A 24662-nucleotide genomic window follows, 5' to 3' on the forward strand; every position below is an offset into this window, starting at 1 on the left:
CGAGCTACACCACCACCGGGGACACGACCCCAGCAACTAGTAAGTGCTGGCAATATTTCAGAATTATAAGTAGCGTCGCGGCAAGAAAAATCGCGATGGCCGCCCGGTCAACGCAAGTTAAAAATGGGGAGATTCAAATGCTTTTGCTGAAAGCCGCAGTTGCAGCCGGTCTAGTCATCACAGCTTTTACGGGCGCTGCGCTTGCGCAGAGCAAGCCGCCGGAAATCAAGATCGGTATCACCACTTTCCTGTCGGGACCGGCTTCCGTATTCGGCGTACCGGCAAAGGCCGCGGCCGAGATGATTGCAGAAGACCTCAACAAGAAGGGCGGAATCGGCGGTGTACCGGTAAAACTGTCTTTCATCGATGAAGGCGCCGGCGGCGAGGCATTGGTCTCGAACTACCGGCGCATGGTGCAAGACGAAAAGGTCGACGTGACTTTCGCCTCCATCTCCTCGGGCAGCTGCAATCAGCTTGTCCCGGTCGCCGAAGACCTCAAAGTCATGAACTTTATGTGGGATTGCGGTGCGGCTTCTATTCTGGAGACGAAGAAATACCGCTACAATTTCCGCACGCAGGCTAACGGCACGCCGGAGATGCTGGCGGTGCTCGTCTATCTCCTTAAGACAAAGCCCGACTTTAAGACCATCGCGGTCGTCAATCAGGACTACGCGTGGGGCCGCGAAAGCTGGGAAATCTTCTCCACCGCATTGAAGGCGCTGAAGCCCGACGTTCAGGTGTTGGCGGAGCTTTTTCCGAAGTTCGGTGCGCCGGACTATTCCACCGAAGTTTCGCGCTTACTGGCATTGCGGCCGGATGTCGTTCTAACCACCTCCTGGGGCGGCGATCTCGACACGCTGGTCCGTCAGGCCGGTCAACGCGGCCTGCTGCAACAGTCGACCTTCGTGTTGGGCATCGGCGAATCCTCGATCCAGCGACTGGGCAAGGATCTGCCGGAAGGCCTGATCGTCGGCGCGCGTGGCGATCATTGGTTCCTGCATCCTGAAAAGAAGAACGATCCGGCCTTCAAGGCGTTTGCCGAGGCATTCAAGGCAAAGACCGGCGCCTGGCCGATTTACCCCGTCTACCACATGGCGCAGGCTTTCACGGCGCTGCAAGCTGCCTATGACAAGGCGATCAAGGCCAATGGCGGCAACTGGCCGACACGGGAGCAGGTCGTAGACGCAACCTCCGGCACCGAGTTCGCGACCGGTTTCGGCCGGCCGATCACGCTGAGGCCCGAGGACAACCAAGGTCTGGAAGCGCAGCTCGTCGGCGTCACCAAGTCTTTCCCGGGCTATGACTTCAAACTGCTCGACAACATGATGATCTTTGATCCGAAGGTGATCACCAATCCGGCGGGCGTGCGCTCGGTCGAGTGGCTGAAGACGCTCAAGCCGGAATTCGTTAAAATGGACGTTCCGACCTTCAAGCAGTAGGCCAGATCATCGTCCTCCGGGCAAAAACCGCAGGACGGCTTTCCTGAAGGTCTCCATGAATTCGACTCTCGCCATATTGGCCGTCCTTGACGGGATCAGTTACGCCGCCTTGGTGTTCCTGGTTTCCGTCGGGCTGAGCCTGATTTTCGGTGTGCTTCGCGTGGTGAATGTCGCGCACGGGTCGCTTTATGCCTTTGGCGCCTATCTCGCCGCGACGTTGAGCCTCGTGATTGCGCAGGTGTCGCCGTGGCTTACCTATCCCGCATTGCTGGTTGCCTCCATCGTCATAGGGTTTGTGTGCGGCGGTTTCATCGAGCGCTTCCTGTTGCGGCCGCTTTACGGACGAGACGACGTGTTGCAGCTCCTGATCACCTTCGCGGCCTTCATGATCATGGACAATCTGCAGCGTCTGATCTGGGGCGTGCAGCCCATCTTCGCTGCTGAGCCCTTGAAGCTGTTGCCGAACATCAGCGTATTCGGCGTGAACTATACGTCCTACCAGGTCGTCCTGCTTCCAGGCGTGGCAGTCGCGACGCTGTTCGGACTGCGTTACTTCTTGCGGAAAACTCTTGCGGGAGCCGTGATTCTAGCAGTAACCGAGGATCGGGAGGCGTCAACCGCCATCGGCATCGACGCCCAACGCGTCTACTCTATTACGTTCATCATCGGGGCGAGCCTGGCGGCGCTCGGCGGCGCGCTTGCTTCGCCGACCACGTCGCTGGTGCCCGGCATGGGCGCGGACATGATCGTGCTCTCGTTCGCGGTGGCAGCCACTGCGGGTCTGGGGCAGATCGAGGGCACCGCCCTTACGGCCCTTATGATCGGTTTGACGCGCGCCTTCGTCATCTATCTGCAGCCGGAGTTCGAAGTTCTCGTACCCTATCTGCTGATGGTACTGGTGCTTCTGGTGCGTCCGTTCGGACTGTTCGGTACGGTGCAGATGAGAAAAATCTGATGGCGGGCCGTATCAAGCCGATCACGGCAGTCGCAATCATCTTGTTTCTGGCCAGCGCGGTACTGCCGCTCTTCGTCGCGAGCTGGGCGACGTTATTCGCGCTCATCCTCGCCAAGGGCATCGTGGTGCTCGGCATCGTCCTGTTGCTGCAGGCGGGACAAGTATCGTTCGGACACGCGATGTTCTTCGCCACCGGCGCCTATACCGCGGCGTTCTGGGGCAAGTACATCGGCGGCGGCGATATCCTGATCTTTCTCGCGCTGGGAGGCATAACCTCTACCGTTTTTGGCCTGATCGTCGGCCTGTTCGTGGTTCGCTACAGGGAAATTTTCTTTGGAATGCTGAACCTGGCATTCTCCATGGTCTTGTGGTCGCTGCTCGAGAAAATGTTCCACTACACTAACGGCGCGGACGGCATCCGGGTCGCCCGTCCTGGCTTGTTTGGGTTTTCGTTCACGCCGGAGACGTTCCAATACGTTATTCTCTACGTGAGCCTTTTGGTCGCGATTGCTGCCTTCTACGGCGTGCAACGCTATCTCGACAGCCCGCTCGGTCACATGTTGCGGGCAATGAAATCTAACGAAACCAGGCTCGAATATCTTGGCATGTCGGCGCGGCGCGTGCTGCTCATCGGCTACGTGTTCTCCGCATTTCTCGGCGGCATAGGCGGCACTCTGGTATCGATCATTCAGCAGATCGCGACCCCCGAATTCGGCTTCTGGACCAAGTCCGGCGAGTTCGTGTTCATCGCGATCCTCGGTGGCAGCGCCCATGCTTTCGGTGCGTTTGCAGGCGCGGCGATGTTCGAATGCGTACGGTTCTATGCCGCGGCGCATCTGGCGGATTCTTGGCAGCTCATTCTCGGCGTCGTGCTGGTCGTCATCATTCTTTACGCGCCGAACGGCCTTATCGGCCTCCGCCAGCGCTACGGTCAATCCGGGCGGGGAGGGCATTAATGGCCAACGTCCTGCTTTCTGCCAAGAACATCAAGATCCGGTTCGGCGGCGTCATCGCCGCCGATGGCATCGACCTCGACGTCCTGGAAGGCGAAAACCTTGCCATCATCGGGCCGAACGGGGCCGGCAAGACGACGTTCCTCAACATCTCGACCGGTTATCTTCGGCCGCAAGCCGGCACCGTTACCTTTCTCGGCCACGACATCACCGCGCAGCTGCCACGTACGATCACCAGGCTCGGCATTGCCCGCGCCTTCCAGATACCACAGCTGTTCCTCGACCAGACCGTGATGGAGAACATGTTGATCGCGGCCGCCTCCCTGCGAGGCCGTCCGTCTGGTTTCCAGGCTCTTTCTCTCATGCCGGAAGTGCCGGAAATGAAGCGGCTGCTGGATCTCGTCGGTGTCAAATCGTATGCGGAACGAACGGCGCGCGAACTGCCCGAAGGGCAACGCAAGCTGGTCGATATTGCACTCGCGCTCGCGCTGAAGCCAAAGCTCCTCCTGATGGATGAGCCGACTTCGGGCGTCGCGTCATCAGAGAAACTCACCATCATGGACATTCTAACCACGGCGCTGGCAAAGGAGAAAGTCACCTCGGTCTTCGTCGAGCACGACATGGATATGGTGGAGCGCTATGCCAACCGCGTCGCCGTGTGGAATGTCGGCAAGATCCAGATGGTTGGGACGCCGGCTGAGGTTCTGGCGGACCCGAAGGTCCGGGAACAGGTGATCGGGATATGACACCGATGCTGAGTTTCGAGAATGTCAACGTCGCGATTGCTGACGCGCCTGTGTTGCGAAATGTGAGTTTCTCGCTGCTGCCGGGTGTGAGCGCAGCGCTTATCGGGCGAAACGGCGCCGGCAAGACCACGACCGTGCGCACTATCATGGGCTTCACAAAAGCGAGCGGCACCGTTCGTCTGGGCGGCGAAGATCTTGGAGCGATCGCGCCGCATCGCCGGCCGTCGCTGGGTCTTGGCTACGCGCCTGAGGACCGGCGTCTGTTTTCCGCCTTCACCGTCGAAGAAAATATTTTGCTTCCCGGTCGTGTCGCCAAGCTGAATCCGGACGAGACGCGGCGGCGGCTGGAGCGAGCGTATTCGGTGCTGCCGGAACTCAAAGAGCTTGCCAAACGTCCGGCGGGATCGGTCTCGGGCGGCCAAGGCAAGATGGTGGCGCTTGGGAGGGCGCTTATGCTTGGTACCCGGCTGCTTATCCTGGATGAGCCATTTCAGGGTCTCGCGCCTGTGTTAGCGCAGCGATATGCGGAAGCACTCCGGCGGCTTCGTTTGCAGGATAAGGACATTACGCTGCTGATCACCGAGTCGAATCCAAAGCTGCTCGAAACCTTTGCCGACGTGACGCTTACCATTGAAAGAGGTGAGATCGAGGCCCGCCAAGCTAATTGAAGACGCGGTGGAGGAGCCGCCGGCCTAAGCAGACCTCGGCGGTTTACCGATTCAGCGTCCGCTCTGCCACGTGATCGTGGCACTCTGTTTCGACCGTTCCTCGTAATCGTCGCGATTCAGATCGACCGACGTTGGATTTCGGGCACGTCGGCTTAGTGCAGGTGTTTTAGTTTGTCCGCAGGGGCTGGCCGTCACATGGTCGCGGCCCGCTTCAGCCGCCCAGTTGAACAACCCCGAGGCGGCCTTGCGCATATGACGTGCGTTGCTGACGGAGGGCTTGCCGAACTTGCCCGCGACGATGTCATTCGAGAGTGTCGCGATGTCATGCTTCGTCACCCGGCGCTGACGCACCATGAATTCATGGAAATGGTCGAGATTATCCGCGCTCTCGGCAATTCGTATCGCCTGGCTGCACTGGAGCCAGGAAGCGGCTTTCTCTACGGACGCTTCACCTTCAATTTCTGCCGGGTCGTTGTGTCGTGTGTCGAGCGGTAGGCGGCACTTCGGTGGCGCCCGGGTGTCGAGCATCTACGGCAGCGACCGTTTGCTGTGCGTGCCCATTATGGTTCAACCCGTGCAGACCATCGTGCGAGGCCCATGAACTGCCTCACGCGAAGGATCGGATCAGATATCGCAGGTCTGGTTGGTGTGGGGAAAGACGGTAGCACCCTAGTGACTCGAACCCCCGACAGATCACCGCATAATCTAATACGCTTACCCTCGCAGGCCTCGGCTGCTCCGCCGCAAGTCCAAGATCCCACTGACGCGCCGAGCGCCGTTCTCCCTCGCCGCCGCCGCAACGAAATCGCAACGAATTGGGTGAAACGAGCGTGAACAAAAACGGGACGGAAGCACCTGCCGATGAGAGAAAGATCAACAACTTAGAAGATGTTCACTGCGTTCGGGACGCAGCGGTCGCAGGTACAGAAGGCGCCGCCGAGCAATTTACATTTCGTCTGTAACCTGTTGATTTCGATAGTGCTGTTGTGACGGCGTTTTACAGCTAAGTAGCTGAAAGTTATTGTGAAAGATGAGACTCTTAATCTGCGGGTTCCAGGTTCGAGCCCTGGTGCGCCCACCAAGCATAAGCCCTCTTCTTCAAGAACTGACGAGAAGGGTCGCTGAGAACAAAACGGGTCTCGTGCGACGTTTTGTTGTCGGCGTTTTTGCGGTCGGATTGCTGCGAGACTTTCCTTTGTTTCTGCCCCGTCGCCGCAGGGGACCGCTGCTGCAGAATCGGTTGGTATCGTCACAGGATGCTGCCCAACGGGCTAGATGACCCCGTCTTTGCGCATTCGTTCCAGCTCGGGCTCCTGGAGCCCGAGAAGATCACCGAGTATCTCTCGGTTTCGTGCCTCGATAGCTTCGCCAACCAGAGAATTTCTCCAAGGCGTCGCGGCCCCGTGCGCATTCGCTTGTTCGCCGGGGCAGGTGATCGAGGAGCGACGTCAAGGCGCTGCCGGGGGGCGTCGCCGCGGTCGATGTCGACGCGGCCACAGGGCCAACCGGGATCGTTACCCGCGAAGAGCTCCAGCGCGAGTCCGATCGCGCAGCCGGCATCGTCCGCAAGGCCGCCGCGCCCTGACAGTGCCTTGGGCGCGGCGGCGGCGTGGTCGAAACTGCAACCGGTATTCTACCTGCTAGCCGATCATTGAAGGCCAGCACTTGGTCGCGAAGCGATCATCTCGCCTCCGGCTTTGATGGCTGTCAGTGTCACGCATCTTGCGGCGCGGCTGCTCCGGCGGTCCGCCGCCGTGCCGGCAGGAAACACCCCGCAATCGCGCCGGCCAGTGACAGCGTCGCGGCGAGGCTCATCGCCGCGGCAAATCCGCTCTCGAAATGCGCGGCCGAATCGACCCCGCCATGCGCCGAGAAGTTCGCCACCAGCGCGGCGATACCGAACATGCCGCCGAGGAAGCGGCCCATGTTGAAGATGCCGGACGCCTTGCCCATTTCGGCCACCGCGACCGAGCTCAGGATGGCGTTCTGTGCTGCCGGCATCGCCATCGAGACGCCGACGCCGGCCAGCACCAGCGGCGCGACCAGGGCGGAGTAGGTAACCGCAGAGCTCACGAGCTCCGCGATCCAGCCAAGTCCGATCGCCTGCATCAGCAATCCCGTCACCACTAGCGGCCGCTCGCCGAACCTGTTGACGACCGCGCCGGCGATCGGGGCGGTGACGAACAGCGTCGCGGTCCAGGGCAGCAGGCGAAGTCCGGCGCCGAAGGCGTCGAAGCCCAGCGCGGTCTGGAGGAACTGCGGCAGCAGGAACAAGACGCCGTACATCGCGGCGTAGAACAGCACGCTGGCGGACATGCCGGAGGCAAGCGCCCGCGATGCAAACAGCCGCATCGGCACCATTGGCGCGGTCGCGCGCAATTCCCAGAGAACGAAGCCGGCTGTGAACACCAGGCCTGCCATCAGCGCGGCCATGATTTCGGCGCTCGCCCAACCCACGGCGTTGCCGCGCAACAGACTCCACACCCACGCCAGCGCCGCAAGCGCGACAAGCGCCAGTCCGGGGATGTCCAATGCGGCGGCCGGGCCGAAGCTTTCGCGCAAGCGTGCCAGTACCAGGGCGATCGCGATCAGGCCGATCGGCAGGTTGATCCAGAACACCCAGCGCCAGCCGAAATGTTCGGTAATGAAGCCGCCGATGGCGGGACCGATGATCAGCGCGCAGCCGGTGATGCTGGCGAAAATGCCGAGCGCGCGAGCGCGCTCCTCGCGGCCGAACGTGCCGCTCAGGATCGCCATTGCCAGCGGCATCACCAGCGCGGCGCCGGCGCCCTGCAGCGCGCGGGCGGCGATCAGCGCGGTGGCATTGCCTGCGAGCGCACAGGCCGCCGATGCAACGACGAACAGGGCGAGCCCGGCCGCGAACATCCGGCGGCGACCGAAGCGGTCGCCGAGTGCGGAGCCGGTCAGGAGCAGCACGGCAAAGGTCAGATTGAAGGCGTTGACGGTCCATTGCAGCGTCTCGACCGGGCTGCCGAATTCGGCGCGGATGGTCGCGAATGCTGTCGTGATGATCATGGCATCGAGCGCCATCATGAAGGATGCCAGCGCGGTGACGCCGAGCACCCAGTTCTGCGCGGCGCGATTGATCGGGGTCTGCATCGCCCTGTCTCCGTGTGTCGCGCCAGCCTGTCGCGGCGCGTTCTGCGGGCTAGACGAGGGCTGAGCGGCAAAGGATGCGCCCAATAATAATTTGTTCCGGGCCGCATCCTTCGCCTGCCGGCAAACGTCCTAGGGGTGATGCGGCCATTTGCCCGATTTTGAGCGAACCAGGTCGCGACATCAGCAAGGAGCGCGCGATGAGAAGGACGTTGATCAGGTACAAGGCCAGGCCGGAGCTGGCCGATCGGAATGCCGAGCTGGTTTCGGCCGTATTTGCCGAATTGAAGGCGGCCGGCCCGGACGGCGTGCGCTACCTGACGCTACGGCTGGAGGACGACACCTTCATCCATCTTGTCGAGGCCGCGGCCGAAAACGGCTCGAGCCCGATTCCGAAACTCAAGGCATTTCAGACGTTCCAGGACGGCATCCGCGACCGCTGCGCGGAGCCGCCGCTGGTTCGTGATGTGAGGATCGTCGGCAACTATCGTATGCTGGACGAGTCCTGAACAAGCGAAGCGGAGGAGCAATGGCGCCAGACCCGCTGGCCACCATCGATACCGAGGCCCTGCTGGCGCGGATGCGGCCGAAACTGCATCGCTACTGCGCCCGCATGGTCGGCTCGGTCATCGACGGTGAGGATGTGTTGCAGGATGCGCTGATCAAGGCGATGGAAGCGCTGCAATCGGTCACGCCCGTCAATACGGAGGGCTGGCTGTTTCGCATCGCGCACAACACCGCGCTGGATTTCCTGCGTCGCCGCAACCGGCAGGAGGCGCTGCACTCGGCTGAAGAGGTGGAGATGATTGCCGACCAGCTCGATGATGTGGAAAGCCGCCAGATCGCCGCGACCAGCCTTCGCACCTTCATGCGGCTGCCGGTGGCGCAGCGCTCCAGCGTGATCCTGATGGACGTGCTCGGCTGCTCGCTTGCCGAGGTCTGCGACATCATGGATTTCAGCCTGCCGGCGGTGAAGGCCGCGCTGCATCGCGGACGCACGCAGCTGCGGGAGTTCGCCGGAGAGCCCGACGATGTGCCGCAGCCGGGCCTGTCGGAAGCAGATCGCACGCGACTCAACGCCTATGTCGGCCATTTCAATGCCCGCGACTTCGACGCGATCCGCGCCATGATCGCCGACGACGTCAGGCTCGAGCTCGTCAACCGTACCAGGCTGAAAGGCAAGGCCGAGGTGTCGAACTATTTCGGCAATTATTCGAAGAACAGCGACTGGCACCTGGTGACGGGGCAGGTCGAGGGACGTCCCGCGATCCTCGTGTTCGATCCGAATAAGCCGGCCGGGCGGGCGAAATATTTCATGCTTCTCGACTGGTCCGCCGGCAAGCTCGCCACCATCAGGGATTTTCGTCACGCAGCCTATGTTATTGATGGTGCGGAGTGCGTGGTGGATAGAGGGTGAACTCGCCTTCTCCATCGGAGCAGGCGCGTCGCTTGACTAGAAGGCCGTGGCAGGTTGAATGGGAGGACTGCCCGTCGGGCAAAACACCCGCCATCCCGTCAACCCCTCTCCACAAATATATTCCGCTTTACCGAAATTCGGAAACGGCGTATGTGTTGGCCATCCCGGCTCATCCTTGAGGGGCGATCTTGTGGTCGTCATGTTCGCGAGCCGGGCTTGCGGTGGACGCGGCAGCGTTCGGGTGCGAGAGGCCAAGGGCAGGGCGGATTGCTCTCCGTGAGCCCAAGGCTGCGTTCCGACGAGCGGCGCTGCTAGGCTTCGTCTCGTCTGTAAGTTTCCGGCTCCGTCGACAGGGCTGGAAAAACTGCGGCGAAATGGCGAGCCGTGCGTACGGCAAAAACCGTGTGGTCCTGGCCATCGTTGCTACGGTCAAGCCCTGGCGAATGCGGCATCTGCCCGGTGCCGGTGACTTTCGCTGGGACGAGGGAGGCCAGAACGAACTCGGCTCCCGGGAGAGCACGGCATAAGCCGTCCAACCATCGCGCAGGGAAGGCCGAGTGATTGGCTACACCTGTATGCTGCTGTGCGGTTCCCTTGCGCTACATTTTCGCGCAGCGGACCGCGGGTGCCAGCCGGCACCCGGCCTTCCCTGCGCCCTCTTGGACAAGAGGGTGAAGCGACGAAGCAAAGCTCGGGCGGAATCAGCCGCGAGGATGCGAAGCTGCGCGGTTCGCCATCACGCATGCCGAACTACAGTCGCAACCAGGAGGACGAGGACCGCGAAAACGACAATCTCCATGGCATGCGAACGATTGGCCGACGACGGAGGTTCCCCGATTTCACGAGCAATGCCGAGCAGGAGCCCGCAAGGTCGCGCACAGCAGGCCCAAGACATCGCCAAGCCGGCAGTGGCCAGGCAGCGAAATTTTAAGATCATTAACAATGTTGAATCCCTGGCCGGAGCGATTGCCCTACCGTGAACCTTTCCGCCGGGGCTTTCCATGATCGATACCGCGACCAAGGCGTTGTTGCGCACCGTTCTCGACGAGGTGTGTGAAGCTGTTCCACGCTGTGAGATCGGCGCCAGGACTCGCGTAGCCTCGAAGCTTCTGGAGACTGCAAGCAGGGGCGACATCTCTGCGGATCGTCTCAAACTAGCGGCCCGCAATGCCCTTTCAGAAGTCCCGACGATGTGATGATGGTCATGTGGGGGCAGGGGTGAATTTCCACGTGACGGTCCTCAAGATCCTGGTGAGCTACCCGGATGGGTTCGCGGCCATGGAGGATCTCAAGCGGGATATGGCCATTCTGGCGACCAGCGGTCGCGACTGGACCGAGCGCACCCGGCGGCTCGCCGGGCGGGTGCCGGGGCTGGACATCTTTTCGCAAGGGCTGATCGACCGGACAAATGGCGGGTGGCGCATCACGGCCAAGGGCCGCGCCGTGCTCGGTCTGATGGAAGCTCGTCCGGACCAAGCGCCGATTGCCACCCAACAACCTCCCTCAGAACCAGAGCTTGCCCCGGCGATCTCGCGGCACATTCCGGCGGAGAGGATCCGAGGACGACTCGCCGCGCGCCGTCGCCGACGCAATGCCCGCATGCAGGCTCGGGCGTCCTAGCGAGGAACGAGCGTCGCTCCCGAAGCTTGAGCAAACGCCTTGTGATGGAAGACGCTCATGCAAAGTTCCGACGCTACCTTGTCGACGGCCCGTTTGTCGCGAGCGACGGACGATATCTGGGTCGTGGACGATGCCCCGATCAGCGCTGCCGGTCTGAAACTTCCGGTGCGTATGACCGTCATTCGGCTCTCGAACGGCGATCTTGTGCTGCATTCGCCGGTGAGACATTCGCCGACTCTCCGCGGTGAGTTGGAGCGGCTAGGGCCGATAAGGTACTTGCTCGCGCCGAATATCGCGCACTGGATGTTCCTGTCCGACTGGCAGAGAGAGCTGCCACAGGTGACGACTTTCGCGGCGCGCGGCCTTTCGGCGCGTCGGCAAGTTCGAGCAGCACGGATCCACATCGACCGCGAGCTTGGAGAGGCGACGCCTGAGGAATGGAGGGCCGACCTCGAAGCCGTCTCGGTGAACGCTCCGATGTTCTCCGAGATCGAGCTGTTCGACAAGCGCAGCCGGACACTGATCCTGACGGATCTGGTGCAAAATCTCGATCCCGATGATCTCAGCGCGTCAAACGAGGCCGCGGCAAACCTCCTCGGCATTTCCAAGCCAAACGGAACGGCGCCGGTCTATCTCCGACTGCTGCTGCGCCTCGGCGGCCGTTCCGTGCGGTCGGCAGCCGAGCGGCTCATACGGCTGTCGCCGGAGCGGGTGATCTTCGCGCATGGCGACTGGTTCGAAGCGGACGGAACCGAGCGTCTCCGGCGATCCCTGCACTGGCTGCTTCCGGCGGGCGGCTCCGGATCCGAGCCGCGGCAAATGACTGGCACGCGCGTCGTCATAACCGGTGCCTCGAGCGGAATCGGGCGTGCTGCGGCGCTGGCCTTCGCCGGAAAGGGCGCAAGCGTGGTCCTGGCGGCACGCCGTGCCGAAGTCCTGACGAGCCTCGCTGCAGAATGCGAGGCGCTCGGAGGCCGCGCATTGGCAATCCCGACCGATGTCACCGATGCCGAGGCGGTGCAGCGGCTGGCCCGAGAGGCGGAAGACGCGCTCGGTGGCATCGACGTCTGGATCAACAACGCCGGCACCGGCGTTTTCGGGGCCTATCAGGACGCGGATATCGCACTTCATCGCCGAACGATCGAGGTCAATCTCCTCGGCACGATGCATGGCGCTTTCGCGGTGCTTCCGATCTTCCTGCGCCAGAACCGCGGTATCTTGATCAACAACATCTCGCTCGGGGGCTGGGCTCCGACGCCTTTTGCTGCGGCCTACACAGCGAGCAAATTCGGCCTTCGGGGCTTCACCGCGAGCCTGCGTCAGGAGCTCAGGGCTCATCGCAACATCCATGTCTGCGGCGTCTTCCCGGCCATGGTCGACACGCCGGGCTTCGTCCACGGCGCCAACATGTCCGGCCGGACGCTCGATCCCGGTCCGCTGCTGTATCAGGCGGAGGACGTTGCCGAGACGTTCGTGAGCCTCGTCCGCGCACCCCAAGATGAGGTCGCCGTGGGCTGGCCGGCGCGTGCCGGCCAAATTGCCTACGCGATGGCTCCGCAGATTACCGAGAACATCCTGGGGGTTGCCTTCCGCTACCTGCTGTCGCGCGCGCGCCCGGCGAAGAGCAGCGAGGGCACCATGATCGAAGCTGGTCCGCAGGGCACGTCAATCGATGGCGGTTGGCTGTCACGCAAGCAGCTCCCACCTGCCGGGGTCATCAGTCAGGGGCTCGCGGCGCTGGGACTAGCTGCGGGCGTGGCTCTCCTGGCTTCAGCAGTTGCGCGTCGCGCTGGCAGATCGGGACAAGGCGTCGCCAAGCACAAGCATGTCCTGCCGAGGCAGATCACGGCAGCGCGTAGGCCCGCACGTAATCGCCGAGTTTAGTTCCGAACGAGCCGTGGCCGCCATCGACCGTGACGACATATTGCTTGCCGTTGGCCTCATAGGTCATCGGCGTCGACTGGCCGCCGGCAGGAAGGCGGTCCTGCCAAAGCCGTCTGCCATCGCGAACGTCGAACGCGCGGATGTAGTCATCCATCGTTCCCGTGATGAAGACGACGCCGCCCGCGGTGACGATCGGACCGCCCAGCATGGGAACGCCGAGCTTGAATGGCAGCGGCAGCGGGGCCTGATCGCGGATCGTGCCGATGCGATGCTGCCAGACCACCTTGTGCGACTTGAGATCGATCGCGGCGATGTTGCCCCATGGCGGGGCAAGGCAGGGGATGCCGAGCGGTGAGAGGAAAATGCCGAGGTCGACGCCATAGGGGGCGCCGTACATCGGCTGCACGCCGAGCTCGGTTCCCGGCGGATGCGCCGCGTTCGGCGCTGCCGGATTGTCTTTCCCGCGCGGCACGAGACGCGAGACGAAGGGAATCGATTGAGGGTTCGCGATCGCGATCAGGCGTTGCGGATCGACGGCAATGCCGCCCCATTCGAACATGCCGAAGTCTCCTGGAAACACCAGCGTGCCTTGTTCAGACGGCGGCGTGAACGGCCCCTCATAGCGCAGGCGCTTGAACTTGATCCGGCAGGCGAGTTGGTCGAACATCGTGCTGCCCCACATCTGCGCGTCGGTCAGCATGCCGGGCGGGCGAAAGCTCAACTCCGAGAAGGGCTGGGTCGGCGACAGCCGGTCTCCCTTCGCGGCGCCCTGCGGCACCGGCTTCTCCGGTGCGGGCACCAGCTGACGCCCGTCGCGGCGGTCGAGCACGAAGATGTCGCCGGTCTTTGCCGGGATGTAGATCGCAGGCGTCACGCCGCCGTTAAGGCGCAAATCGACCAGACTGGGCTGCGACGGCATATCCATGTCCCAGAGATCGTGGTGCACGTTCTGGAACGACCAACGCAGTTTCCCGGTCATGAGATCGAGGGCAATCAATGCCGAATCGTAGCGCTCGTTCTCGGGCGAACGGCCGCCGCCCCAAATATCCGGAGAACTCGAGCCGAGCGGCACATAGACCAGTCCGAGCTTCTCGTCGACCGCGGAAATGCTCCAGGAATTGGGTGAGCCGGCCGTGAAATGATGCGAGGCCGAGGGCATCTCGTTCGGATCGGAATTGCCGGCATCGAATGCCCAGATCAGCCGTCCTGAATAGATGTCGAAGCCGCGGATCACGCCCGACGGCACGCGATCGGAATAGTTGTCGATCACCGCTCCGCCGACGATCAGCAACTTGTCCGTGACGACGGGCGGCGAGGTGCCCTCGTAGAAGCCGAGTGTCTGGATCTCGCTGCCCTGCTTGAGATCGATCTGTCCCTGATTGCCAAAATCCTGGCAAGGCACGCCGCTCTGCGCATCGAGCGCGAACATCCGTCCGTCGTTGGTCGGTATGAAAATGCGCCCCGCACAATCGCTCGGGGCCGGCGTGCCGTCGGCAGTTATCGCGCCGGGCTTGGTCGCGTGATAGGACACGCCGCGGCAGGTCATGTGCTGGAAGGCCTTGTTGTGCTGCACCTGCGGATCGAACTTCCAGCGCAGTTTTCCGGTCGCGGCTTCGAGCGCGAACACGATCTGGTGCGGCGAGCAGGTGTAGAGCAGATCGCCCACCTTGAGCGGCGTCGCCTGGTTGGTGATCTCGTCGGGATCGTCCGGGCCCTTGTGATCGCCGGTGCGGAATTCCCAGGCGAGCTTGAGGTCCTTGACGTTGTCCTTGGTGATCTGGCTCAGCGACGAGAAGCGCGTACCGAAGCCGCTGCCGCCGTAGGCCGTCCAGTTCTGGCCGGCAGCGGGCTGGTCCGGTTCGGGAGACGCAATGGCCCCCGTTGTTTCGCCCTCAGGTATCGTGCCGGCAAGATCGCGGCGATCGCTCGTCAGGGACATGCCGACGACGATGGCTGCGGCGACCAACACAAGGCCAAGCGCCCATCGCGCTGCGCGCAAGCGAGGCGCCAGGCGGGAGGCAATGAAGGGCAGCATCAGCCACAGGCCAAGCGGCACGAGTACGTCGCCGCGCGGCGCCAGCGACCAGAAATCGAGGCCGGCCTCCCAGATCGCCCAGGCCATCGTTCCGGCCAGCAGCGCGGCATAAACCCAGAGCGCCTCGGCGCGGCGGCGCCCGAGCAGCCAGCTCGTGAGCAGAAGCATGATGCCCGCGATCAGATAGTAGACGGAGCCACCGAGGGCCTCGAGCCAGGCACCGCCAGCCAGGAGGCCCAGTCCCATGATAGCGACGAGCACAATGGTGATGGCCAGCAATGGCGCGTCACGGAGCCAATTCATTGAACGATGCATGGGAGGCATGATGGTCACTTCAGCGTATAGAGAAACGCCGCGATGTCCCGCGCGTCCTTCTGCGGGATGCCCATTCTCGGCATGGCATTGCCCGGCAACGCCCGCTGTGGATCCTCGATCCAATCAGCCATGTTGTCCGGCGAGTTCTGGATGTAGCCGGCGATGTAGGTCCGCGTGCCGATCCGATGCAAGGGTGGGCCGACATTGCCTTCGGCGCCGGCAATGCCGGGAATATCGTGACAGCCGCCGCAGTGATACTGCTTGACGAGGTCGGCGCCACGACGCGCGTCGCCGGTGAAGTTGTCCGGGCCCGCAGCCTTGCAGGCGGCGCCTGTGGTAGCCAGCAGCGCGGTGACTAGCAATCTCGTGATCGGATTTGCCATCGCTGCTTCCCGGCGATCAGGGCTTCTGGCCGAAATTGAAAGACTTGGTGGCAGACCAGGGATCGGTCGTCGAGACCTGCTCGCTCGGGACTTGCTCGACTTCGGGCGAAGGCAGATTCGCGGAAAAGGTTCGGCCCCATTGGTGGCTCGGCTCGTTGCTGATCTTGCCGATATAGGTGACGAGATCCCAGATCACGCTGTCGGGCAGCACGCCGCCCCAGGCCGGCATTCCATTCGGCCGCCCCTGGTAGATCGAGAGAAAAATGTTCTCTGGCTGCGAGCCGTAAGTAAAGTTGTTGTTGCTCAGTGCCGGACCCATGCCGCCGCCGCCATTTGGCGCGTGGCAGCCGACGCAGTTGAAGTTGACGTAGTAGGTCATCCCGCGCTGCTCCGCATTGGGATCGCCCTGCACAGGGTTCTTGATCTGCGGCGGGTCCGGCTGCGCGCCGGGATGGAGGTGACTGACGGGGACCTGCATGAAGACGCCGGGCCTGCCATTGCCGACGCTGCCACCGAAGTTCGGGCGCGGAGACAGCGTCGGCATCTGCGCCTCCTGCGACTGCGGCAAAGTCTGCTGGGCCAGTCCCGCACCATTCGGCACAACCGCCAGCAGCAACGACAGGGCGCTCGCGCGCAGCACTGGAGCAGACATCACTCATGTCCTCCCGATACCGTAACCGGTTGGTCCACCAGCGGAACGCCGTAACTGCGCAGCAGCGAGGTGATCTCGGACCGGTGCTCGTCGATGAATGCATTCAGTCGGTCGCGCAAGGCGTCGTCGCCTTTGCGCACGCCCATCGCGATGGCGAACTGGAACTGCTGAGGTGCAAAGCGCTCGTAATCCCGGATCGGCGTGACCGTCAGGGGGACGGGAGAGCGCTGGGCGAAATATCCGGCGAGCGGACCCCAGGCTGCGGCGACATCGAGGCTGCCGCTTTCGACGGCTTCGATCAGGCGCGCCGGCGGATCGGCCTGGCGATAATCACCGTAGATGGAGTAGCCGCGGACGTTGTCAACGATGCCCTGTTCGCCGAGCGCTTGCGCGGGCGGCGGATTGTTGCCGTCATCGCCGATCAGATGCACGCCGATCGCGAGGTGATGCAGGCGCGGGTCGAGCAGGGACGAAAGGTCGAGGTGCTGGTCCTGCCGCGTGACGAACACGTAGCTCGAGCGATAATACGGCTTCGTCGTCTCGACGAGATCATAGCCGGACGGCACGCCCATGACGACGTCGCATTTGCCGGCTTTCAGCGTGTTACGGATGAAGCCGCGGCGCTGCGCCCACCAGGTGTAGGAGACCTGCAGGCCGAAATGCTCGGCCACCATGGCCGCGAGCCTGTTCTCGAATCCTGCTTCGGCGCTGTTCGAGAAAGGCAGATTGTTGGGATCGGCACAGACGCGAAGCTCGCGATCCGACGCTGCCGCCGCCGTGGTTGCAAGCCCGACCAGAAAACCAAGAGCGATGCCGGGATAACTATTTCGAAGGCGCATGGCTGGTGTCCTCACCATTCGCGCCGCCGAGTTTGAAGACCAGCAGCTCACTCCCGCCCGCGGTGTAGAACGGCAAATCCTGGGTCGCACCGACAAAACCGAGCGCGCCGTTGCGCACCCGCGGATCGACCTCGGCGTTGGCCACCACACCCGGCCAGCCGCCGACGCCCGACAGGATCGCGATGTATTGCTGTCCGTCGGAGCCGCGATAGGAGATCGGCTGGCCAATGAATCCGGAGCCGGCGCGGAATTGCCAGAGGACATGCCCGTCCTTGGCATCCACGGCCTTGAACAGCCGATCCATGGTGCCGTAGAACGCGACGTCGCCTGCCGTAACCAGCGCGCCGCTCCAGACCGGCAGCTTCTCGTGGATCTCCCAGACCTTCTTGCGCGCGACGGGATCCCACGCCATGAATTCGCCGCGGTGGCCGCCGGGGCCGGCATACATGTCGACATCGGCGCCCACATAAGGTGTGCCTGCGATATAGCCGACCTGCGATGCCTTGAAATTCATGCAAAGATGCTGATGCGGCACGTAGAGCAGCTTGGTGCGGGGCGACCAGGCGGTTGGCTGCCAGTCCTTGGCGCCCGGCGCGGCCGGGCAGATGTTCTCGACGGTCTTGCCGGCGAGCGGCGTCTTCTCCTCGTTGGGGATGATCTTGCCGGTCTTGAGATCGACGCCGTTATAGGCATTGACGAATTCAAACGCGTCCGCCGAGATGACTTCGCCGGTCGCCCGATCCATCACGTACATATAGCCGTTGCGGCCCGGGTGGATCAGCACCTTGCGCGGCTTTCCATTCAGTTCGAGATCGACGAGCACATTCTCGTTGATCTCGTCGTGGTCGAACAGGTCGTGCGGGTTGATCTGGTAAGCCCATTTGGCGCGGCCGGTGTCGGGGTCGCGGGCAAAGATTGTGGTGCTCCAGAGATTGTCGCCGCTGCGCTGGTTGGCGTTCCATGGGCTCGGATTGGCTGTGCCGTAGTAGATCAGATTGAGTTCGGCATCGTAGGAGATCCATCCCCACATCGTGCCGCCGCCGACCTGCCAGCGGTCGGCCGGCCACGTCTTCACGCCGAGATCCTTGCCCTTGAGACTGTCGTAGAACGGCTTGAAGTCGTCGCCGATCAGCACGTCCTTGTCCGGGCCCGTGGCGTAGGCGCGCCACGCAATGGCCCCGGTGTTTTCATCGAGCGCGGTGACCCAGCCGCGCACGCCCATCTCGCCGCCGCTGTTGCCGACGAGCACCTTGCCCTTGACCACGACGGGAGCCATCGTGATGGTCTCGCCCTTGTTGATCTCCCCGAGCTTCGTATGCCACAGCTCCTTGCCGGTCTTGGCGTCGATCGCGACCGTGTGGTTATCAAGCGTGTTGAGGAAGACCTTGCCGTTGTCGAAGGCGAGTCCGCGATTGACGACGTCGCAGCAGGCAACGCCCGCGGCTGCCGGTTCAGGCTTTGGCGCGTAGGACCATTTCAATTCACCGCTCGTGGCATCGAGTGCGAACACACGGTTGGGGTAGGGGCCAGCATAAGGGCCGACCACATACATGGTGCCATCGACCACGAGCGGCGCCGCCTCCTGGCCGCGATCGGCACCGACCGAGAACGTCCATGCAAGCTGGAGGCGCGATGCATTGGACGTGTTGATCTGATCAAGGTTGCTATAGCGGGTGTTGGCGTAGTCGCGCGCCGCCATCGGCCACTGGCCGGGATCTTTCATGCGGCTGGCGAGATCGCTCTGTGCCGAGGCGGACGACAGCAACGCGCAGGACGCGCAAAGGGCACAAAGGAAGCCTGGAAGTCGGCCCAGCAAACGCGTGAGACCACGCACTAACATATGTAAAGATCTCCACGGCAGTGATGAGGCCGTGCGCCGTTGCAGGCCGGTTTACGAACCTACAAACGTTCCGACTTCGCTTGGTTCCAAAGAGGTGAGACCGACGACGAGCTATCTCACGACGTTGCCGGACACGCCGGCGCCGAGGTCAACTGCGATCTGATCTTCCTTGCCGTTACACTTGGGGTGGCCAAATCCAGACGGACTTTTGCCGTCGGGTCCGATGTCATAGATGATTGCGTCTTTCATGTTGGGGCTGACGCCGGCCGGCACGCGGTCGAGCCCGAGCTGGTGACGCACGCGCCAGGCCACGTTGTGATCGGCGCAGGAGCTGTCGCCGCTGACGCCCAGCGCGCCCGTGATGCCGTTGCCGTCATAGAGCGCCAACCCGCCTCCGAACACGATGGTGCCGCCGATCGGCTTGCCTACCATCGGATCCTGGGCCGTGCCGAAGTTGTCGGGAGATCCGGCGTACAAGGCTTCCGGAGACGGCGGGTTGCCGAGTGCCGCTCCGAACAGGAACCCGCCGGGCTGCGCACCGGCATAGAGATTGGCGGTCGCGATCGCCTTGTCCTTCAGGCTGAACGCATTTGCCGTATTGGCCTTCTCGGCCGCGATGGCCCGGCTGCCGAGCCACTGGTCGTCGACCTTGCCGCCGCTATAGGCAACTGCGCAGACGATGCCCTGCCGATTGACGACGGCAGCCCACTCGTTGTTGTCGAGACCGCCGTTGCTGGGGCCGCCGCCCGGCTTGACACTCTTCTTGAGGATATCGGCGAGCTTGTCATGGTCGACCGGGCACGACATCCCTGACTTGGGTTGGTCCTGCGCGCTCAAGACTGCAGGCACCAAGAATGCTGCGGTGATTGCCGTTAGCACCATGACGGATCGTTTTTCCATGTGGCCTCCGTGGAGTGTCGCAGTCGGCAGGCGAACGTTCGAACAGAAGTTGCGGTTCCTATGCAGCGTCGCTCAGCCCGGATGTTGAAGGGAGCGGCAGGCGGGAATGACCGCCGTTCGCAGTCAGCCAGCGGTGAGCAAAGAACAACGCGGCGCCGGTATAGAGTAGGCCCATGGGCACCCACATCAGGATGCCGGCGAGCTGCTGGTCCTCGAGTGCCGAGAGGCCGAATTCCCCGGCGAGGGCGCCCTGGCCTGGGATCCACAGCCGCGGCGACACGGTCAGCAGAGCTCCGAGCACGCCGGAATGCAAAATGGTGATGAAAAGGCACGCGACAGCGATGCCGTCGCGAATTCGAGTGCTACGGCCCTGACCGCGGCCATGCAGCAGCACCCACCAGAACAACAGCGCAGTCGCGAAGAAGCTGATGTGCTGGAGACGATGGATCGCCGTATTCTCGAGCGCCCACGCATATAAAGGCGGTGCATGCCAGACCCAGAGCGCTGCGCCGTGCAGGATGGTCGCGCTCATGGGGTGGCTTACAAAACGCCAGGGCCACGCCAATATCGGCAGATCGAGCATGCGGCCTGCCGCCGGGCGAAGCCGGGCCGGCAGGCTCCACAGCAGAGGACCATTGATCCGGGCGAACGCCATCAGCGGTGCCGCGACCACCATCAGCAGTTCGTGCTCGACCATGTGCGCGGTGAACAGACGCTCGCCGAGCCAGTGCAGCGGCGAGGTCACGGCAAGTGCGGCCACCAGCCATCCGGTCCAGAACGCGGCCACCTGGCGGAAGCTGACGCCACGGCCACCACCTGCATGATGCCAGAGCCGCTGCGTTCCGACATAGAAGCCGATACCGACGGCATAGAGCGGGGCCATGAGCCAGGGATCGTAGCTCCACAGCGAACCGGGATCGACATCCGATAGTCCGTGCGCATCGGCCGGCGCCGCGAGCAGCGCGAGCAGCAGTGCTGCAAAGCTCAGCGCAGGCATGGGCTGATCATGAGCGAGGCGGCGAACTGGTTCGCAATCACCAGCGCAAATAACACGCCGGAGCCGACGCCGAGCCAGGCCATGAACGTTCGTGGTCCGCCACCCCGCGCATCGGCCCATTCAGCCCCCGCGCCGCGCCGAACGGCGCGGGCCGAAATGACAGTGCCTGCCAGCGCGACGACAGCCAGAACCGCGCTCATGATCGCGCCGCTGAGCCTGGTCTGTTCGCAGGAGAAGTGCGCGAGCACGTAGACGCCCTGCAAGTTGATACCCCACGCGATGGGCCCGAGCGCAACGCCGGCCCAATAAAGCAGTCTGGAATGTCGATCGGCTGCGGTCATAGGCGTGGCACCCAATCGAGCAAGACATAGAGCGGCAGCCAGGCGAGCACGACGAAGTTCCAATAGAACACGTTGTCGGTCACGTCGCTGAACCGGCGCGGTTTCGCATGGCGCGTGAACATCAATACCGCCAGCACGACCGTGTCGCCGACATCGGTGGCAAGGTGGGTCGTGTGCAGCCCCAGAATGAGCCAAACAATGGAGCCGTAAGCTGAATTGTCCCAGCGGGTGTTGAGATGCGCGAACTCGAAGCCGCGCAGCACCAGCAGGGCAATGCCGATCAGGGCCATCACGATGAGTCCGGTCCGCACCTTCGCGAGATCCTGCCGGTGTGCGGCGCGGTTGGTGATCTCGTTCGGGATGATGCTCAGCAGATAGACCACGACTTCGGCTGTGCCTGGCCAGAGATCGGGCGGCGAGGCGCCGATCGGCCAGCTTGGGTTGACGGCGTAGAGATAGAGATAGGCACCGATGGCAATGGCAAAGCCCATACCTTCCAGCGCCATGAAGCCCATCGCGCCCCACCACGGTCCGCTGCGCGGGCCGTAGCCGTAAGTCGGCAGTTCAGCGACATTGCGGACGATGGTCTGTCTCACTCCTCGTCCTCCTTGCTGCCGCTCGGCCAGAACCAGCCGATCAAGGTGACGGCCATCGGCGGCGTGCCCCAGAGCACCGCCCAGGGCGTGAAGATCGAGCCGATGAAGAACACGGTCGTTGCGATAGCTGTGAGCAGTGGCCAGATGCTGGGTTCGGGCGAAGCCTCGCGGATCTGCGGCTCGGCTTCCGCGAGCGACGTCAGCAGGACCTCGCGCCGCTCGGCGCTCAGACCCGCGACCACGGGCAGGCTCTCGCTATCGGCCCACAGCGGATCGCGGTGCTTGACCACCGGAATGCGGTCGAAATTCTGCGGCGGGGGCGGCGATGACGTCGCCCATTCCAGCGTGGAGGCATCCCAGGGATTGTCGCCTGCGAGCGCGCCCTTACGCAAGCTGTAGACCACATTGACCAAAAGCAACGCGAAGCTGAGCGCGAAAATGAGAGCACCACCGCTGGACACGAGATTCAGGTGCGCCCAGTCCATGTCGGCGGTGTAGGTGTAGACCCGGCGCGGCATTCCGATCAGCCCGAGGATGTGCATCGGGAAGAAGGCGACGTTGAAGCCGATGAAGGCGAGCCAGAAATTCCAGCGCCCGAGTCGCTCGCTGAGCATGCGGCCGGCGATCTTGGGAAACCAGTAGTAGACCGCGCCGACCAGCGGGAACACAGCGCCGCCGATCAGGACATAATGGAAGTGGGCGACGACGAAATAGGTGTCGTGCACCTGGGTGTCGATCGGGACCGAGGCGACCATGACGCCGGACAGCCCGCCGAGCACGAAGATCACGATGAAGCCGATCACGAACAACAGCGGGGTCCGGTAGACCGGACGCCCGTCCCAGAGCGTTGCCAGCCAGCAGAAGATCTGCAGCCCGCTCGGCACCGCGATCAGCATACTGGAGGCTGTGAACAGGGCCGCGCCGAGTTGGGGCAGGCCCGTGACGAACATGTGGTGGACCCAGAGACCGAACGACAGGAAGCCGGTCGCGATCAACGAGAGGATCACCACGGGATAGCCGATCACCGGCCGTCGTGCGAACGTCGCGAGGATCGCCGAGACCATTCCCGTGCCCGGGATGAAGATGATGTAGACCTCGGGATGGCCGAAGAACCAGAACAGATGCTGCCAGAGCAGGGGATGTCCGCCCGAGGAGGAATCATAGAAGCGCGTGTTGACGAGGCGATCCAGGATCAGTGACGTCGATGCGACCATGATCGAGGGCATCGCGAACATCACAAGGAAGCTCGTCACCAGCATGGCCCAGACGAACAGGGGAATGCGGTCGAGCGTCATGCCGGGCGCGCGGAGCTTGAACACGGTCACGATGATTTCCACGGAGACGGCGAGCGCCGCGACCTCGGTGAAGGTGATCATTTGCGCCCAGACATCCGGGCGCTTTGTCGGCGTAAATTGCAGCGAGGAGAGCGGGACATAGGCAAACCAGCCAACGTCGGGGCCGACATTCAGCGCAAAGGAAATCCAGAGAAAGCAGCCGCCGAACAGAAACATCCAATAGCTGAAGGCGTTCAGTCGCGGAAAGGCGATGTTCCGCGTGCCGACCATCAACGGCACCAGATAAACGGCGAACGCCTCCATGACCGGCACGGCGAACAGGAACATCATCGTCGAGCCGTGCATCGTGAAGACCTGATTGTACTTGTCGGCGGAGAGAAACGTCTTCTCCGGCCCGGCCAGCTGAATGCGCATCAGGACCGCGAGGAGGCCGCCGAGGAGCAGGAATACGAACGCCGTGATGATGTAGCGGCGGCCGACCACCTTGTGGTCGACCGACGTCAGCGCGCCCATCCAGCCGGACGGCGTGCGCCACACTTTCTCCAGCTGTGTGGAAAGTCGAAGGCCGTTCAGGACGTCGTCCCGCAACTCATTTGGTTCAGCGGCGATGCTCACTTGAGCTGCTCCAGATAATGAATGATGGCGATCATTTCATCCGATTGCAGCGGCATCCTCGGCATGAGATTGCCGGGCTTGATGTGCTGGGGATCGGCGATCCAGGCGCCGAGCGTGGCCGAATTATTCGGCAACGTTCCCGCCGCGATGGTCGTGCGGCTGCCGATATGCGTGAGATCCGGGCCGAGCTGCCCGCCGGCCAGCGTGCCGCTAATGTTGTGGCACAAGGCGCATCCGCGCGCCCGGAACAGAGCCTCGCCCTGCTTGCCGAGCGGATCGGCAGGGCTGTTGGCGCTCTGGTTTTCATGGTGGCGCCAGCGGCCGAACTCGTCGGGTGACATCGCGATCACGGCAAATGCCATGTGGGCGTGCTGGATCCCGCAGAACTCGGCGCATTGCCCGCGATAGATGCCCGCGTTCTTCGCCGTGAATTGCAGCTCGTTCTTCTGCCCGGGGATCAAGTCCATTTTGCCGGTCAGGCTCGGCACCCAGAAGCTGTGGATCACGTCCGCCGATTCCAGCTCGACCTTCACCGGCTGGCCGGTCGGGATCCGGATCTCGTTGGCCGTCACGAAACTCTGCTGCGGACTGTCGGCCTCATAGCGGACCTCCCACCACCATTGGTGGCCGATGATCTTGAGGATGTGGGCTTTCTCGTCCTTGGCAAAGACGGTACGTTGTCCGGCATAGCTCACGAAGGAGAGACCGAGCACGACGGCGGTGGTCGCAATCCCAAGCGCGAGGATGACGCGCCCGGAGCATTCCTCGAAGGCTTGGTGAAGGTCAAGCGGCCGATCAGCCGAACGTTTTCGCCGCATCATTCCGATGCAGAGCGCGATCACGACGGCGGTCCAGACGACCGCCGACACAGCGAGGAAGATGAACAGCGTGTGCAAGATCTGGTCGGATTGCAGCCCTTGCGGATCGAGCGCCGATTGCCGGCCCGCACACGCCGTGAGCGGCCAGATCGTGCACAACACCAGAACCCTTCGCACCCAGACCTGCATTGACGCCTTGTCGCACTCCGCTTCACAGGCGGAACCGGGCAGGCCTAC

Annotated in this window: 23 protein-coding genes; 10 read left to right on the forward strand and 13 right to left on the reverse strand. The window is 63.0% G+C overall.

Annotated elements, in window-relative coordinates:
* Positions 1 to 137: 137 nt before the first annotated feature.
* From IVB13_RS12390 to IVB13_RS12410, 5 genes are read left to right on the forward strand one after another with little or no spacing between them, the layout of a single operon-like run.
* On the forward strand, positions 138 to 1439 hold the full coding sequence (locus IVB13_RS12390; protein ID WP_018460419.1) for an ABC transporter substrate-binding protein: 1302 nt from the start codon (positions 138 to 140) through the stop codon (positions 1437 to 1439).
* Positions 1440 to 1494: 55 nt separating this feature from the next.
* Positions 1495 to 2394, forward strand: coding sequence for a branched-chain amino acid ABC transporter permease (locus tag IVB13_RS12395; protein WP_018460418.1), 900 nt, complete (start codon positions 1495 to 1497; stop codon positions 2392 to 2394).
* Entirely contained in the window at positions 2394 to 3350 is a 957-nt protein-coding gene (locus tag IVB13_RS12400; protein ID WP_085359164.1) for a branched-chain amino acid ABC transporter permease, read from the forward strand. Before IVB13_RS12395 ends, IVB13_RS12400 begins: the two co-directional genes overlap by 1 nt.
* Positions 3350 to 4093 (forward strand): ATP-binding cassette domain-containing protein, encoded by a 744-nt coding sequence (locus IVB13_RS12405; protein ID WP_018460416.1) that lies wholly within the window; start codon positions 3350 to 3352, stop codon positions 4091 to 4093. Before IVB13_RS12400 ends, IVB13_RS12405 begins: the two co-directional genes overlap by 1 nt.
* 5 nt (positions 4094 to 4098) lie before the next feature.
* Positions 4099 to 4761 (forward strand): ATP-binding cassette domain-containing protein, encoded by a 663-nt coding sequence (locus IVB13_RS12410; protein WP_039801403.1) that lies wholly within the window; start codon positions 4099 to 4101, stop codon positions 4759 to 4761.
* Positions 4762 to 4812: 51 nt separating this feature from the next.
* Here IVB13_RS12410 and IVB13_RS12415 read toward each other — a convergent pair whose 3' ends face one another.
* Together IVB13_RS12415 and IVB13_RS12420 are read right to left on the reverse strand one after the other, a co-directional pair.
* Entirely contained in the window at positions 4813 to 5289 is a 477-nt protein-coding gene (locus IVB13_RS12415) for a hypothetical protein (protein ID WP_247489076.1), read from the reverse strand.
* A gap of 1185 nt (positions 5290 to 6474) precedes the next feature.
* A complete protein-coding gene (locus IVB13_RS12420; RefSeq protein ID WP_018460412.1) occupies positions 6475 to 7881 on the reverse strand; it encodes a DHA2 family efflux MFS transporter permease subunit in 1407 nt (468 codons plus the stop codon).
* A 197-nt stretch (positions 7882 to 8078) separates the two neighbouring features.
* On the opposite strand from IVB13_RS12420, the gene IVB13_RS12425 reads away from it, so the two are divergent.
* The 5 genes from IVB13_RS12425 to IVB13_RS12445 all read left to right on the forward strand — a co-directional run bounded on the left by IVB13_RS12425 (position 8079) and on the right by IVB13_RS12445 (position 12799).
* A complete protein-coding gene (locus tag IVB13_RS12425) occupies positions 8079 to 8387 on the forward strand; it encodes a hypothetical protein (protein WP_026234026.1) in 309 nt (102 codons plus the stop codon).
* 20 nt (positions 8388 to 8407) lie between these two features.
* Positions 8408 to 9295: a sigma-70 family RNA polymerase sigma factor gene (locus tag IVB13_RS12430; protein ID WP_018460410.1), complete on the forward strand. Its 888-nt coding sequence runs from the start codon at positions 8408 to 8410 to the stop codon at positions 9293 to 9295.
* 1001 nt (positions 9296 to 10296) lie between these two features.
* Complete coding sequence (locus IVB13_RS12435) at positions 10297 to 10491, forward strand: hypothetical protein (protein WP_018460409.1); 195 nt, start codon at positions 10297 to 10299, stop codon at positions 10489 to 10491.
* Positions 10463 to 10915, forward strand: coding sequence for a hypothetical protein (locus tag IVB13_RS12440; protein WP_051113078.1), 453 nt, complete (start codon positions 10463 to 10465; stop codon positions 10913 to 10915). Before IVB13_RS12435 ends, IVB13_RS12440 begins: the two co-directional genes overlap by 29 nt.
* A 57-nt stretch (positions 10916 to 10972) precedes the next feature.
* Positions 10973 to 12799: an SDR family oxidoreductase gene (locus IVB13_RS12445; RefSeq protein ID WP_026234024.1), complete on the forward strand. Its 1827-nt coding sequence runs from the start codon at positions 10973 to 10975 to the stop codon at positions 12797 to 12799.
* On the opposite strand, the gene IVB13_RS12450 is transcribed toward IVB13_RS12445, so the two are convergent.
* The 11 genes from IVB13_RS12450 to coxB all read right to left on the reverse strand — a co-directional run bounded on the left by IVB13_RS12450 (position 12759) and on the right by coxB (position 24614).
* The gene (locus tag IVB13_RS12450; protein ID WP_018460406.1) at positions 12759 to 15137 is read right to left on the reverse strand and encodes a glucose/quinate/shikimate family membrane-bound PQQ-dependent dehydrogenase; all 2379 of its coding nucleotides are present in this window, start codon (positions 15135 to 15137) and stop codon (positions 12759 to 12761) included. The two genes, IVB13_RS12445 and IVB13_RS12450, sit on opposite strands and share 41 nt — an antisense overlap.
* 26 nt (positions 15138 to 15163) lie before the next feature.
* The gene (locus IVB13_RS12455; protein WP_018460405.1) at positions 15164 to 15532 is read right to left on the reverse strand and encodes a c-type cytochrome; all 369 of its coding nucleotides are present in this window, start codon (positions 15530 to 15532) and stop codon (positions 15164 to 15166) included.
* Positions 15533 to 15548: 16 nt separating this feature from the next.
* On the reverse strand, positions 15549 to 16184 hold the full coding sequence (locus IVB13_RS12460; RefSeq protein ID WP_026234023.1) for a cytochrome c: 636 nt from the start codon (positions 16182 to 16184) through the stop codon (positions 15549 to 15551).
* Entirely contained in the window at positions 16184 to 17023 is an 840-nt protein-coding gene (locus IVB13_RS12465; protein WP_018460403.1) for a substrate-binding domain-containing protein, read from the reverse strand. Before IVB13_RS12465 ends, IVB13_RS12460 begins: the two co-directional genes overlap by 1 nt.
* Positions 17007 to 18863: a PQQ-dependent dehydrogenase, methanol/ethanol family gene (locus tag IVB13_RS12470; protein WP_026234022.1), complete on the reverse strand. Its 1857-nt coding sequence runs from the start codon at positions 18861 to 18863 to the stop codon at positions 17007 to 17009. Before IVB13_RS12470 ends, IVB13_RS12465 begins: the two co-directional genes overlap by 17 nt.
* A 111-nt stretch (positions 18864 to 18974) precedes the next feature.
* Positions 18975 to 19763 carry a heme-binding protein gene (locus IVB13_RS12475; RefSeq protein ID WP_026234021.1) on the reverse strand — a complete coding sequence of 263 codons (789 nt, stop codon included), beginning with the start codon at positions 19761 to 19763 and terminating at the stop codon, positions 18975 to 18977.
* A gap of 58 nt (positions 19764 to 19821) precedes the next feature.
* Positions 19822 to 20760, reverse strand: a complete 939-nt coding sequence (locus tag IVB13_RS12480; protein WP_018460400.1) for a cytochrome c oxidase assembly protein — start codon at positions 20758 to 20760, stop codon at positions 19822 to 19824.
* A complete protein-coding gene (locus IVB13_RS12485; RefSeq protein WP_018460399.1) occupies positions 20748 to 21101 on the reverse strand; it encodes a hypothetical protein in 354 nt (117 codons plus the stop codon). Before IVB13_RS12485 ends, IVB13_RS12480 begins: the two co-directional genes overlap by 13 nt.
* A complete protein-coding gene (locus tag IVB13_RS12490) occupies positions 21098 to 21697 on the reverse strand; it encodes a cytochrome c oxidase subunit 3 (RefSeq protein WP_018460398.1) in 600 nt (199 codons plus the stop codon). Before IVB13_RS12490 ends, IVB13_RS12485 begins: the two co-directional genes overlap by 4 nt.
* Positions 21694 to 23607: a cytochrome c oxidase subunit I gene (gene ctaD / locus IVB13_RS12495; RefSeq protein WP_018460397.1), complete on the reverse strand. Its 1914-nt coding sequence runs from the start codon at positions 23605 to 23607 to the stop codon at positions 21694 to 21696. The genes IVB13_RS12490 and ctaD overlap by 4 nt, the downstream gene beginning before the upstream one ends.
* The gene (coxB, locus tag IVB13_RS12500) at positions 23604 to 24614 is read right to left on the reverse strand and encodes a cytochrome c oxidase subunit II (protein WP_018460396.1); all 1011 of its coding nucleotides are present in this window, start codon (positions 24612 to 24614) and stop codon (positions 23604 to 23606) included. Before coxB ends, ctaD begins: the two co-directional genes overlap by 4 nt.
* Positions 24615 to 24662 lie beyond the last annotated feature (48 nt).

Source organism: Bradyrhizobium sp. 17 (assembly GCF_023073515.1).
GTDB lineage: Bacteria > Pseudomonadota > Alphaproteobacteria > Rhizobiales > Xanthobacteraceae > Bradyrhizobium > Bradyrhizobium canariense_D.